Here is a 12,996-nt window from a genome sequence, read left to right on the forward strand (position 1 = left end):
TCAATCAATATAACCTATACCAGACGTTTTCTTTCGTTAGAAGGTGCGATTGAAAGGGATTCACGGTACTTGGCGATGGTGCGCCGTGCGACCTTGATCCCCTGCTCGGCGAGCAGGCCGGCTATTTTACTGTCACTCAATGGTTTTTTCGGGTTCTCTGCCGCCACCAGCTTTTTGATGATGGCCCGAATGGCGGTCGATGAGCACTCCCCACCACTGGCGGTGCTGACGTGGCTGGAGAAGAAATACTTAAGCTCAAAAATACCCCGCGGGGTGTGCATGTATTTTTGCGTCGTCACCCGTGAAATGGTCGATTCGTGCATGCTGACCGCTTCGGCGATGTCATGCAAGACCAGGGGCTTCATCGCCTCGTCGCCATATTCCAGGAACCCCCGTTGGTGCTCCACGATCTGGGTGGCCACCTTCATCAGGGTTTCGTTCCGGCTCTGCAGGCTTTTGAGAAACCAGCGCGCCTCCTGCAGGTGGTTTTTGAGGTAGGTGTTGTCTGCGCTGTTGTCGGCACGTTTCACCAGTGAGGCGTACCCGGAGTTGATTCGCACCCGAGGTACGGCGTCAGGGTTGAGCTCAACGGTCCAGCGGCCATTGACCTTCTTGACCGTGACATCGGGAATAACGTACTCCGGTTCACTACTCTGGATGCTGTCCCCGGGCTTGGGGTTCAGGGTCTGGATCAACTCAATGGCGGCCTTAAGGTCGGCCTCCTTGAGTCGGGATTTGCGCATCAGCTGGGCATAATCGTGGGTGCCCAGAAGATTGATGTACTTTTCCACCACCAGTCGCGCCGAACCCAGGTGGGGTGTGCTCTCGGGGAGTTGCGCAAGCTGGATCAGCAAACATTCGGTAAGGGAGCGTGCGGCCACCCCCACCGGGTCAAATTGCTGGATGCGGCGCAGTACGGCTTCCACCTCATCGAGCTCAATCTCCAGCTCCTCCTCGATCCCCTCCAGCAGCTCTTCGCAGCTGCAGCTGAGGTAACCATCTTCGGTGAGCGCGTCAATAATGGTGACGGCGATCGCCCGGTCCGTATCGGACATCGGGGTGAGGTTGAGTTGCCACTCCAGGTGCGATTGCAGTGACTCGGTGGTACTGGCACGTGCGGCCGGGTTGTAGTCGTCATTGTCCCCTCCACCGGAGCCGGAAGAGGGGGGCAGGCTGGACTGGTAAACGTCATCCCAGGCGGTGTCCACCGGGAGGTCCTCTGGGATGTTGTCCTGCCAGTCGTCGGACATCACCTCATTTTCGTTGTTGGCGCTGTCGACGCTCTGCTGCTCCTGCTTGCGCTGTTCACCCTCGCTCAGGGTGTTGTAATCGGTAGCGCTGTCAAACTCGTTATTGTCGCCACTTTGGTCGTGATCGGATGAGGATTCGCTGTCTGAGCCCTCTTCGGCTTCCAGCATGGGGTTGGACTCAAGGGCTTGCTGAACCTCCTGTTGCAGGTCCAGGGTAGACAGTTGAAGGAGCTTGATGGCTTGCTGCAGCTGAGGGGTCATGGTCAGCTGCTGGCCCATTTTCAGGACTAAGGATGGTTTCATAGATAAAAGAGTGTCCGGTCCATAATCTGCCTGTCTTCTTGAGGAGGGCCGCTCTGTTGGTCACGGCAAAATTCTTGCATGGCCCATTATAGGGCTGAACGGGGCCCAATGCCTATATGCGGAACTGATGTCCTAGGTAGACATCCTTGACCTTCTGGTTGTTCATCACGGTTTCGGGATCGCCCTCGGCAATGATCTTGCCCTCGCTGACGATATAAGCCAACTCACAGATGTCCAGGGTTTCGCGTACGTTGTGGTCAGTAATCAGGACCCCTATACCTATGTTGCGCAGGTGGCGAACCACCTCCTTGATGTCGTTGACCGAGATAGGGTCAACGCCGGCGAAGGGCTCATCCAGCAGGATAAAGGCGGGTTCCATGGCCAGTGCGCGGGCGATCTCGACCCGGCGCCGCTCACCACCGGAGAGGCTGATACCTGTGCTGTTGCGAATATGGGTGATATGGAACTCCTGCAGCAGCTCCTCCAGTTTCTCCAGTCGCTGTTTACGGTTGAGATCCTTGCGGGTCTCCAGGATGGCGAGGATGTTCTGGGTGACGCTGAGCTTGCGAAAGATGGAGGCTTCCTGGGTGAGATAGCCGATCCCCTTGCGGGCGCGCCCGTGCATGGGCAGGCGGGTGATGTCCTCGCCGTCGATCAGGATCTGGCCGTCATCCGCGTTAACCAGGCCGACGATCATGTAGAAGCTGGTGGTTTTGCCAGCCCCGTTGGGGCCCAGCAGCCCGACAATCTGGTTGCTGCTGATGCTGACCGAGATGTCCTCGACCACCTTTCTTCCGCGGTAGCTTTTCGCCAGATGGAGTGCTTTTAGGGTCGCCATGGGTCGCGTTACTGCTTGCTCTTGGGCTGGATAATCATCTCGACACGACCGCCGGTGTCAGCGCGGTCGCTGCTCTGGGCGCTCACCGTCTGGGTGACCGTATTGTAATGGATGGTGTCTCCGCTGAAGGAGTTGCCCTCCTGCAGCAGCTGTGCATTGTGTTGCAGGGTCACCTGCTCTCGAGCGATGGCGTAGTCGATGGTGTGGCCATAGGCCTTGATGATCTCTTTGTCGGCAGCGGGCTTTTCCCGGTAGTGGGCCGGACTCCCCTCGGCAACCATACGGGTAACGGTTCCATCCGTGGTGAATACGGTGATTTTGTCGCCGCTGATGTGAATGGAGCCCTGGTCCATGGTCACATTACCGCTGTATACCGCACGTCCCATGCCCTCGTTGATATCCGCAGAGTCGGCCTTGATGCGGATCGGCTGCCCGCGATCCTCTGGCAATGCCCAGGCGGATGCACTGAACAGCACGCTGGTGGCCAGGGTAAGGAGCAGGGAGCTATTGAACTTCATAGGTGCCTCTGACATTGGATAACAGCTGAACGCGATTCTGGTCAAGGTGGGCGTTTAACCCGACCGCTCGGGTGACGCTCTGGGGGGTGGTGATTATAACCGGACGGCTGGTTGATGCCAGTTCCTGACCAGAGTATAGAGTGATGAAATCAGTATCAAGGCGTCCCTGTTCACTGCCGTCCCTGGCTCGCGCCACTATCAGCACCTCGTCCCACAGCTCCAGGTCCTTACTGCCGGGCAGGAGCTTTCCATTACTGGCGCTGATGTGGCGCTCGCCCTGTTCCCGGTAGAGCACCATGCGGGGTTGCCGGATGATAGTGGTGTCATCAAGCGGGTAGTGGTTGACCTCTTGCGCGTGCATCCGGTGATCCAGCTCACCCTGCTGGTTGAAGCGAACCAGGCGGGCGTTGGTCAGGTAGAAGTCCGCCTCCTGGCGTTCGCTGGGGTCAGTATCCGGTGGGGTAAGTGCCTGTCGGAGAGGCGTGTTCTGGTAGAGGTAAAAGCCGCCGTAGGCCAGCAGGGCGCTAACCAGCAGGGAGATCAGGGCGGCTCTCACAAGGGGGTACTCACAGGTAGCTGTCCAGCGCTTCCTGCAGCTTCCCCTGGGCGTCCAGCAGGGCATCGCAGAACTCGCGGGCGGCGCCCTGGCCGCCGGGCTTCAGGGTAACAGCGCAGGCGTGCTGTTTGACGAAATCGTGGGCGTTGGCCACCGCCGCCCCTAACCCCACGCGGCGTATTGCAGCGAGGTCGGGGAGGTCGTCACCGAGGTAGGCAACCTCCTCAAGGGCCAGCCCCAGCTGGGGCAGCAGCTCCTGCAGGGCGACGAGTTTGTCCTCACGGCCCTGATAGAGGTGGGCGATCCCCAGGTTTTGAGCCCGCCGGGCCACCAGTTGCGATTCGCGCCCGGTGATGATGGCGGTCTCGATGCCGGCACGCTGCAGCATCTTGATGCCCTGGCCGTCGAGGGTGGAGAAGGCCTTCAGCTCCTCGCCGTTTTCGCTGAACAGTAGCTGGCCGTTGGTGAGCACGCCATCCACATCGAACACTGCCAGGCGAATGCGTTGTGCGCGCTCTTTCAGGTGGCTGAACATCAGACGACCCCCGCGCGCAGCAGGTCGTGCATATTGAGTGCGCCAACCGGTTTCTGCTCGGCATTGATGACGATCAGGCCATTGATTTTGGTCTCCTCCATGATATGCACCGCCTCGGCGGCCAGAACCCCCTGGGTGACGGTTTTGCAGCGGCGGGTCATCACCTCGTCGATGGCGGTGGTGGCCATGTTGAGCTCATGGTCCAGGGAGCGGCGCAGGTCGCCATCGGTGAAGACGCCGCTGAGGGTGCCGTCACTGGCAACGATGGCGGTCATCCCCAGCCCCTTGTGGGTCATCTCCAGCAGCGCATCGCGCAGCAGGGTGCCTTCGCTGACTATGGGGAGCCGTTCGCCGCTGTGCATCACATCATCCACCTTCAGTAGAAGGCGTCGGCCAAGGGCGCCGCCGGGGTGGGAGAAAGCAAAGTCTTCTGCACTGAAACCGCGTCGCTCCAGCAGGGCGATCGCCAGTGCATCGCCCATCACCAGGGAGACGGTGGTACTGGAGGTGGGGGCCAGGTTGAGGGGGCAGGCCTCCTGCTTGACGCCGGTATTGAGGTTGACATTGGCGGCTTGCGCGAGCGCGGAATCGGGGTTCCCTGTCATACTGATCATCGGCACGCCCAGGCGCTTGAGGAGGGGGATCAGGGTGATCATCTCGCCGGTGTTACCCGAGTTGGAGAGGGTGATGACCACATCGTCCACGGTGATCATGCCTAAGTCGCCGTGGCAGGCCTCACCCGGGTGGACAAAGAAGGCGGGGCTGCCGGTGCTGGCCAGGGTGGCGGCCATCTTGGTGCCAATGTGTCCGGACTTGCCCATGCCGACAACCACAATCCGGCCGCGGCAGTTCATCAGCAGCTCGCAGGCACGCTCGAAATCCTCGTCGATCCGCTGCAGAAGCTCACCGATCGCCTCCTGTTCCATGCGTACGGTACGCAGGCCCGATTCCTTGAAACTGATGGGGTGGCTCATATCGCTGTTACCAAAGCCCTATATAGTGAAGTACAAGGCGACATAATACGCGCTATAGCACGCAAATAGAATGCTGCCACTCAGGCGCCCGATTCCGCCTCGGCGCAGCGCCAGCCAAGCCATCGCGGCCAGCAGCAGGGTGAAACCGAGCATGCTGAGGTAGTCGCGCATCAAGATCTCGGGCCCGAAACTGGAGGGGGAGATCAATCCGGGCACCGCCAGTACCGTCAACAGGTTGAACAGGTTGGATCCGACCACGTTGCCCAGCGCAATCTCGTGATGCTTCTTGAGGGCGCTGGCAATGGAGGCCGCCAGTTCAGGCAGGCTGGTACCGACCGCGACAACGGTCAATCCGATGACCAGGTCGCTGACCCCAAACATCAGAGCCATCTCCGTAGCGCCCCACACCAGCGCACGGGAGCTGATTATCAGTACGACCAGGCCGATCAGCAGGATGCCCAGTGCGCGGGGCAGTGGCATTTCCGGAATCTCATCGGCCTCCGCCTGCGCCAGCTGCTGGTCGGCATTGGCCAGGGGGGGCTTTTGCCAGCGAAACAGCAGGTAGAGGGTGACCAGCATGGCCGACAGCAACAGCAGGCCGTCGCTGACGCCGAGGTGGAGGTCGAACAGGCAGGCACCGGCCAGCAGGGTGACAACCACCAGTAAGGGGATCTCCCGCAGGATCAGCGAGTTTTTGACCGGCAAGGGGGCGATCAGGGCGGTGATGGCCAGCACCAGGCCGATGTTGGCAATGTTGGAACCAATGGCGTTGCCAGCGGCCAGCCCTGTGTGATCATCGAGTGCTGCCATGACCGATACCAGGATTTCAGGGGCCGATGTACCGAGGGCAACCACCGTCAAGCCGATCAGCAACGGAGACATGCCGAGCTGCCGTGCGGTGGCGGCGGCCCCTTCGACAAAGCGGTCGGCGCTCCAGATCAGGGCGGCGAATCCCGCTGCGATGGAAAGCAGTGCCAGTAACATAAGGGTGTCCGTCAAAAAAGGGGGGGTAATTAAAGAGATTATGCCATGGGAATGCAAGCGTGGCCGGGGCAATGCACAGACAGCTATACATACAGCTATAAGGTATGGTGGCGACAGCGTCCATAAGTGATTAGAATGCGCTGAAGTCCCTGTATTGAGTCTGCTGTCCATCCCGGTCTGGATATAGCTTGAGTGTGTTGGATGCCAAGGAGTCGGCTGGCGCTATGAAGGTTTTTGATAACCCCTATGTGGAGATGTGCGGACTCAGCTTCCGGCGGGGAGAGCGTGTCATTTTTGACTCGATCGATATCAAGATCCCCCGGGGTAAAATCACCGGTATCATGGGGCCGAGCGGGACCGGCAAAACCACCCTGCTGAAACTGATCGGTGCCCAGCTCAGGCCCGACAAGGGCATTGTCAAGGTGGACGGACAGGACGTGACCACCATGGCCCGCGGTGACCTGTTCCGGGTGCGCAAAAAGATGGGAATGCTGTTCCAGAGCGGAGCGCTGTTCACAGACCTGAGCGTATTCGAAAACGTGGCCTTTCCCCTGCGGGTGCACACCCAGCTGAGCGAGTCCCTGATTCGGGACCTGGTGTTGATGAAACTGCAGGCCGTGGGTTTGCGCGGTGCAAGGGATCTGATGCCAAGTGAGTTGTCCGGGGGGATGGCGCGGCGGGTTGCCCTGGCCCGCGCGATTGTGCTGGATCCGCAGATGATGATGTACGATGAGCCCTTTGTGGGGCAGGACCCCATGGCAATGGGGGTGCTGGTGCAACTGATTCGAATGCTCAATGATGCCCTGCAGCTGACCAGCGTGATTGTCTCCCACGATGTACATGAAACCGCCAGCATCGCGGACTATATCTATGTGGTGGGGGATACCCATGTGCTGGGGTTCGGTACCCCCAAGGAGATGCTCAACTCCACCGACCCGCGCATTCGCCAGTTTATGCAGGGGCTGCCCGATGGCCCGGTGCCGTTCCACTACCCTGCCCAGGAGTACCTGAGGGATCTGATCGGTGAGCCCAATGCATAGCCTTCTTGCCAAGCTTCGCCTGTTGGGGCGCGCCGGTCTCGAGCGCCTGGAGGCGCTGGGACGCGCCTTTATCATGCTGCTTCGCGCGATCTTCGGTCGCTCGCTGTTTGGCTCCCGCTTTCAGCTGCTACTGGCGCAGATCTACTCTGTGGGGGTGCTGTCGCTGATTATTATCACGGTGTCGGGGCTCTTTATCGGCATGGTACTGGGGCTGCAGGGGTACAATATCCTGGTCAAGTATGGCTCTGAGCAGGCGGTTGGGCAGATGGTGGCCTTGACACTGGTTCGCGAGCTGGGTCCGGTGGTAACGGCTCTGCTGTTTGCCGGCCGGGCGGGCTCTGCCCTCACCGCCGAGATCGGTTTGATGAAAGCCACCGAACAGCTCTCCAGTATGGAGATGATCGGTGTGGACCCCCTTAAGCGGATCGTGGCCCCCCGCTTCTGGGCCGGCTTTATCTCCATGCCCCTGCTGGCGTTGATCTTCAGCTGCGTGGGGGTGATTGGCGGTGCCATGGTGGGGGTGAACTGGCTGGGCATCTACGAAGGCTCTTTCTGGGGAGTGATGCAAAACTCGGTGACCTTTGAGGGGGATGTGCTCAACGGTATTATCAAGAGCATTGTGTTTGGTTTTGTGGTGACCTGGATTGCGGTGTTTCAGGGATACGATTGTGTGCCCACCTCCGAGGGAATCAGCCGGGCGACAACCCGGACCGTGGTTTACTCCTCTCTGGCGGTGCTGGGGCTGGACTTTATTTTGACCGCAGTGATGTTTGGAGAACTGTAAGCATGCGCATGAGAACGGTGGAGATCAGTGTTGGCGCCTTTATTGTGGCAGGGATATTGGCACTGGTGATGGTGGCTCTGCGGGTGAGCGGTCTGACCATCTCGGCCGCCGATAACGACTATCGCCTGATCGCCCATTTCAGCAATGTGGGAGGGTTGGGCCTGAGGGCCAAGGTCTCCATGAGTGGCGTGGCCATTGGTAAGGTAGTGGCCATCGAGTACGACCGTGATGCCTACGATGCCAAGGTGACCATGGAGATCAGTGGCTACTACGACAACATTCCCTACGACAGTACGGCCTCCATTCTGACCTCTGGCCTGCTGGGCGAGCAGTATGTAGGGATCAGTGTGGGTGGTGATAGCGAATACCTGGCCGATGGCGACGAGTTTGAGGATACCCAGTCGGCAATGGTGCTGGAGGAGTTGATTGGAAAGTTCCTCTTGAATTCGGTTGAGTAGGATTAAGGGGTTGCGAGATAATGGGGGCTCTGCATAGGCGCAAAGAGGGTCGAAGTATGAAATGGCTATTATCAACCAGCCTGGTGTTGTGGCTGCTCTCCCCCCTTGCCATGGCGACCGAGTCGGGTCCCGAGCAGGTGGTGCGCGATATCACCGATCGTATGCTGGTGTTGCTCAAGGAGCAGCGCGCCCTTTATCACAGTGACCCGGAGACCCTCTACCGGGCGCTGGATGAGCTGCTTACGCCGGTGGTGGCCTTTGATGCCATCGCCAGCAGTGTGGTCAGCGCCAAATACAATCGTGATGCTACGCCGGAGCAGATGCAGCGCTTCGAAGGCGTTTTCAAGCGCAGCCTGGTGGAGTTCTACGGCAAAGCGATCAGCCAGTTTGACGACAGCCAGTTCAATATCACGATCGTGGTCAAGCCGGTGGATCCCGGTAAGTTGGACAAGCGCCGGGTGCCCGTCGATATGGATGTGACCACCGCTAATGGCACCCTGATCCCACTGACCTACACCATGTTTCAGGACGACAACGGAAACTGGAAGATGCGCAATGTGATCGTTAACGGAATCAATATCGGTAAGTTGTTCCGCACCCAGTTTGACCAGGCGATGCAGGATAACAACAAGAACCTGCAATACGTCATTGATAACTGGGGTGCCATCCTGTCCCAGAGCAACGAGCTCCAGTCCAGCTGATGCGTGCCCAGGCCTGGCTGTCGGGGCGGCAGGAGATCTCCCTTTCGGGTGAGATTGACTTCGACAGTGCCCCGGCTCTCGATGGGCTGGTCAAATCCCTTCTGGCGCAAGCGCCCGGCATCACCTGGACCCTCAATATGGACGGGGTGTTGCGGGTAAACAGCGTGGGGCTGGCTCTGCTGGTGGAGTGGAAGCGTTTTCTGGAGGGGCAGCAGGGCTCCATCCAGGTGCTGGAGATACCGGCCGAGCTGGTGGACCTGGCACGGGTCTGTGGCCTCGATGAGATCCTGCGCGTCCTGTGACCCCGGCCACTGTCCGCCCTTTCGCACTAGTGCGTATTCTTATATCATGAGCGCCCTTTTTTATACCGCACAGGATGAGGTGATCAATGGCGCCCGATGAGATCAAGCAGCTACTGGAATCCCGGCTCGATGGCGTAGAAGTCCAGGTGGAGGGCGAGGGGTGCGATTTTCGCCTCAACCTGATCGGTGATGAACTGGCCAGCCTGAGCCCCGTTAAGCGTCAGCAGCTGGTCTATCAGCACCTCAATGAACTGATCGCCAGTGGCGTGATCCACGCCGTCAATATGAAATTCTACAAGCGCGAGCAGTGGCAAGCTGGCCAGTAGTCGCTCTATCCGCCCTTAACAGGGGGGACCAGCTCCAGGAGTAATAATGGACAAATTGATTATCAGTGGCGGATTCCGTCTTGATGGCGAAATCCGTATTTCGGGCGCCAAGAACGCAGCGCTACCCATTCTCGCGGCTACCCTGCTGGCGGATGAGCCGGTTACCGTCTGCAACCTGCCACACCTGCACGATATCACCACCATGATCGAGCTCTTCGGTCGTATGGGGGTGGAGCTGGTGATTGATGAGCGCCTCAATGTGGAGGTTCATGCCAACAGCATCAAGAGCCTGAGTGCCCCCTACGAGCTGGTGAAAACCATGCGCGCCTCGATTCTGGTGCTGGGCCCCATGCTGGCTCACTTTGGCGAGGCGGAAGTGGCGCTACCGGGTGGTTGCGCCATCGGTAGCCGCCCGGTTGACTTGCACATTCGCGGCCTGCAGCAGATGGGGGCTGACATTGTAGTGGAGGATGGCTACATTCGCGCCAAGGTCAAGGATCGCCTCAAGGGCGCGCGTATTTTCTTCGACACCGTCACCGTTACCGGCACCGAGAACCTGCTGATGGCGGCCTGCCTGGCCGATGGGGTATCGGTTCTGGAAAACGCGGCCCGCGAGCCCGAAGTGGTGGATCTGGCCAACTGCCTGATTGCCATGGGGGCCAAAATCGAGGGGCACGGTACCGACATGATCACGGTTACCGGAGTTGAGCGCCTGCACGGCTGTACCTACCCGGTGCTGCCCGATCGCATTGAAACCGGTACCTACCTGGTGGCAGCGGCGGCAACCGGTGGTCGGGTCAAGCTCAAGGATACCCGGGCCGATATTCTCGACGCCGTTCTGGTCAAGCTTGAGGAAGCGGGGGCCAAGATCACCATCGGTGAGGACTGGATCGAACTGGACATGGAGGGGCGTCGCCCCAAGGCGATCAACCTCAGGACAGCGCCTTACCCCGCGTTTCCGACCGATATGCAGGCCCAGTTCACGGCTATGAACACCATTGCCGAAGGGGCCGGGCAGATCGTTGAAACCGTGTTTGAAAACCGCTTTATGCACGTCAATGAGATGATGCGTATGGGGGCCGATATCACCGTTGAGGGTAACTCCGCGGTAGTAAGAGGGGTCGAGCGCCTGAAGTCGGCACCGGTTATGGCGACCGACCTGCGGGCTTCCGCCAGCCTGGTGATTGCCGGCCTGGTCGCCTCCGGCGACACCGTTGTGGACCGCATCTACCACATTGATCGTGGTTATGAGTGCATCGAAGAGAAATTGCAGTTACTGGGCGCCAAAATACGCCGAGTGCCGGGCTAGGGGGAAGGGAGCCGGATGAGTCAATCACAGCACCTTACTATCGCGCTCTCCAAGGGGCGGATACTCGACGATACCCTGCCGCTTCTGAAAGAGGCGGGTATCGAGCCGCTGGAGGACCTGAACCGCAGTCGAAAACTGATCTTCGACACCACCCGTGAAGACGTCAAACTGGTGATTATCCGGGCCACCGATGTGCCGACCTATGTCCAGCACGGCGCGGCCGACCTCGGGGTGGCGGGCAAGGATGTGCTGATGGAACATGGCGGTAAGGGGCTCTATGAGCCGCTGGACCTGAACATTGCCCGCTGCAAGCTGATGACCGCAGGCCCCGTGAGCGGTGAGCCGGTCAATGGGCGGCTGCGGGTCGCCACCAAGTTCGTCAACGTGGCCCGGCGTTACTACGCCGAGCAGGGGCAGCAAGTGGATATCATCAAGCTGTACGGGTCCATGGAGCTGGCTCCCCTGGTAGGGCTGGCCGATCGCATCATCGATGTGGTGGATACCGGCAATACCCTGCGTGCCAACGGTCTCGAGCCGCAGGAGCTGATCGCCATGATCAGCTCACGACTGGTGGTCAACAAGGCGTCGATGAAGCTGAAGCATGCCAAGGTGCAGGCGTTGATTGAGCGTCTCGGTGAAGCGGTCAGCAGGGCCCGGGAGTCCTTGTCATAGTGGCTCCAAGGGGGCATCAATCGTCGTTTATGCGGATATGGGTCAATCGTTTTTGAATCGCGCCAAAGGGCCAAAGGAGAATATCCATGTCGAATACCCCCGTTGATATCACCCGCCTGGATGCCAGTGCGGAAGGGTTTCGTGAGCGGCTGGACAGCATGCTGGCCTGGGAAGGGGTGTCGGATGACGCCGTTGTCAGCATCGTCACCGAAGTGATCCGGGAGGTTCGTCGTCGTGGCGACGAGGCGTTGGTTGAGTACAGCAACCGGTTTGACCGTCTGGACGTGACCGACATGGAGCAGCTGAGTATCGGAGCCGACCGATTCAAGCAGGCCTATGAGGGCTTGCCGGAGGGGCAGCGGGAGGCGTTACGGGTCGCTGCACAGCGTATTCGGGATTATCACCAGCGCCAGCTGCAGGAGTCCTGGCAGTATCGGGAGAGCGATGGCACCCTGCTGGGCCAGCAGGTGACGGCGATGGACCGGGTCGGCATCTATGTGCCCGGCGGTAAGGCGGCTTATCCCTCCTCGGTACTGATGAACGCCTTGCCCGCCAAGGTGGCCGGTGTCGCCGAGATTATCATGGTGGTGCCGACCCCGGCCGGCGAGGTCAACGAACTGGTGCTGGCAGCGGCTTACCAGTCCGGGGTGGACCGGGTGTTTACCATCGGTGGGGCGCAGGCGGTTGCGGCCCTGGCCTACGGCACCCAGAGTGTTCCCCGCGTCGACAAGATCGTTGGCCCAGGCAATATCTATGTGGCCACCGCCAAGCGGATGGTGTTTGGCCAGGTGGGCATCGACATGATCGCCGGCCCCTCGGAGATCCTGGTGGTGTGCGATGGTCAGACCAACCCCGATTGGATTGCCATGGACCTCTTCTCCCAGGCCGAGCACGATGAGGACGCCCAGTCGATCCTGGTATCGACCGATGAGGAGTTTCTGGACCGGGTGCAGGCCAGTATCGAAAAGTTGTTGCCCACCATGGAGCGGGCGGAGATTATCCGCACCTCGCTGGAGTCAAGGGGCATGCTGATCAAGGTCTGCGATCGTGAACAGGCCCTGGAGGTGACCAACCGCATCGCTCCCGAGCACCTGGAGTTGTCGGTTGAGAATCCGGAGTCCTGGGCTCGGGAGGTTCGCCATGCCGGTGCCATCTTTATGGGGCGCTACACCGCTGAGGCGCTCGGCGATTATTGTGCCGGGCCTAATCACGTGCTGCCCACCTCATCCACCGCTCGCTTCTCCTCACCGCTGGGTGTCTATGACTTCCAGAAACGCTCCTCGCTGATCCAGTTCTCGGCTGAGGGCGCCTCGGAGATGGGCAAGGTGGCGTCGGTGCTCGCACGGGGGGAGGGGCTGACGGCCCATGCCCGCTCTGCGGAATACCGTATTCGCAAGTAGTTGACCGCGCTCGCGGCGGGTTCCCGTCCAGGGGCCGCCATCCGAG

16 protein-coding genes are annotated in these 12,996 nt (G+C 59.9%); 9 read left to right on the forward strand and 7 right to left on the reverse strand.

The window, feature by feature from the left end; all coding sequences use genetic code 11:
- Nucleotides 1-14 precede the first annotated feature (14 nt).
- The 7 genes from D0544_RS00940 to D0544_RS00970 all read right to left on the reverse strand — a co-directional run bounded on the left by D0544_RS00940 (nt 15) and on the right by D0544_RS00970 (nt 5,958).
- The gene (locus D0544_RS00940; RefSeq protein WP_125013956.1) at nt 15-1,553 is read right to left on the reverse strand and encodes an RNA polymerase factor sigma-54; all 1,539 of its coding nucleotides are present in this window, start codon (nt 1,551-1,553) and stop codon (nt 15-17) included.
- Nucleotides 1,554-1,665: 112 nt separating this feature from the next.
- Entirely contained in the window at nt 1,666-2,391 is a 726-nt protein-coding gene (lptB, locus tag D0544_RS00945; protein ID WP_125013958.1) for an LPS export ABC transporter ATP-binding protein, read from the reverse strand.
- An 8-nt stretch (nt 2,392-2,399) separates the two neighbouring features.
- The gene (gene lptA / locus D0544_RS00950) at nt 2,400-2,909 is read right to left on the reverse strand and encodes a lipopolysaccharide transport periplasmic protein LptA (protein WP_125013960.1); all 510 of its coding nucleotides are present in this window, start codon (nt 2,907-2,909) and stop codon (nt 2,400-2,402) included.
- Complete coding sequence (lptC, locus tag D0544_RS00955; RefSeq protein ID WP_164880779.1) at nt 2,896-3,465, reverse strand: LPS export ABC transporter periplasmic protein LptC; 570 nt, start codon at nt 3,463-3,465, stop codon at nt 2,896-2,898. The genes lptA and lptC overlap by 14 nt, the downstream gene beginning before the upstream one ends.
- 10 nt (nt 3,466-3,475) lie before the next feature.
- Nucleotides 3,476-4,000, reverse strand: coding sequence for a KdsC family phosphatase (locus tag D0544_RS00960; protein WP_125013964.1), 525 nt, complete (start codon nt 3,998-4,000; stop codon nt 3,476-3,478).
- The gene (locus D0544_RS00965) at nt 4,000-4,974 is read right to left on the reverse strand and encodes a KpsF/GutQ family sugar-phosphate isomerase (RefSeq protein WP_125013966.1); all 975 of its coding nucleotides are present in this window, start codon (nt 4,972-4,974) and stop codon (nt 4,000-4,002) included. The genes D0544_RS00960 and D0544_RS00965 overlap by 1 nt, the downstream gene beginning before the upstream one ends.
- 18 nt (nt 4,975-4,992) lie before the next feature.
- Nucleotides 4,993-5,958 (reverse strand): calcium/sodium antiporter, encoded by a 966-nt coding sequence (locus D0544_RS00970; RefSeq protein ID WP_125013968.1) that lies wholly within the window; start codon nt 5,956-5,958, stop codon nt 4,993-4,995.
- A 224-nt stretch (nt 5,959-6,182) separates the two neighbouring features.
- Between D0544_RS00970 and D0544_RS00975 the strand changes: the two genes are divergently transcribed.
- From D0544_RS00975 to hisD, 9 genes are all read left to right on the forward strand, one after another.
- A complete protein-coding gene (locus D0544_RS00975) occupies nt 6,183-6,998 on the forward strand; it encodes an ATP-binding cassette domain-containing protein (RefSeq protein WP_125013970.1) in 816 nt (271 codons plus the stop codon).
- Nucleotides 6,991-7,782: a lipid asymmetry maintenance ABC transporter permease subunit MlaE gene (gene mlaE, locus D0544_RS00980; RefSeq protein WP_125013972.1), complete on the forward strand. Its 792-nt coding sequence runs from the start codon at nt 6,991-6,993 to the stop codon at nt 7,780-7,782. The genes D0544_RS00975 and mlaE overlap by 8 nt, the downstream gene beginning before the upstream one ends.
- A 2-nt stretch (nt 7,783-7,784) precedes the next feature.
- A complete protein-coding gene (gene mlaD / locus D0544_RS00985) occupies nt 7,785-8,240 on the forward strand; it encodes an outer membrane lipid asymmetry maintenance protein MlaD (protein ID WP_125013974.1) in 456 nt (151 codons plus the stop codon).
- 56 nt (nt 8,241-8,296) lie between these two features.
- Nucleotides 8,297-8,941, forward strand: coding sequence for an MlaC/ttg2D family ABC transporter substrate-binding protein (locus tag D0544_RS00990; RefSeq protein WP_164880780.1), 645 nt, complete (start codon nt 8,297-8,299; stop codon nt 8,939-8,941).
- On the forward strand, nt 8,941-9,243 hold the full coding sequence (locus D0544_RS00995; RefSeq protein ID WP_125013978.1) for an STAS domain-containing protein: 303 nt from the start codon (nt 8,941-8,943) through the stop codon (nt 9,241-9,243). The genes D0544_RS00990 and D0544_RS00995 overlap by 1 nt, the downstream gene beginning before the upstream one ends.
- Nucleotides 9,244-9,329: 86 nt before the next feature.
- Nucleotides 9,330-9,569, forward strand: a complete 240-nt coding sequence (locus D0544_RS01000) for a BolA family protein (protein WP_125013980.1) — start codon at nt 9,330-9,332, stop codon at nt 9,567-9,569.
- 46 nt (nt 9,570-9,615) lie between these two features.
- A complete protein-coding gene (gene murA / locus D0544_RS01005; protein WP_125013982.1) occupies nt 9,616-10,878 on the forward strand; it encodes a UDP-N-acetylglucosamine 1-carboxyvinyltransferase in 1,263 nt (420 codons plus the stop codon).
- 15 nt (nt 10,879-10,893) lie between these two features.
- Complete coding sequence (hisG, locus tag D0544_RS01010; protein WP_125013984.1) at nt 10,894-11,550, forward strand: ATP phosphoribosyltransferase; 657 nt, start codon at nt 10,894-10,896, stop codon at nt 11,548-11,550.
- A gap of 86 nt (nt 11,551-11,636) precedes the next feature.
- Nucleotides 11,637-12,950 carry a histidinol dehydrogenase gene (gene hisD / locus D0544_RS01015; RefSeq protein WP_125013986.1) on the forward strand — a complete coding sequence of 438 codons (1,314 nt, stop codon included), beginning with the start codon at nt 11,637-11,639 and terminating at the stop codon, nt 12,948-12,950.
- Nucleotides 12,951-12,996: the final 46 nt, after the last annotated feature.

The sequence above is a fragment of the Aestuariirhabdus litorea genome (assembly GCF_003864255.1).
GTDB lineage: Bacteria > Pseudomonadota > Gammaproteobacteria > Pseudomonadales > Aestuariirhabdaceae > Aestuariirhabdus > Aestuariirhabdus litorea.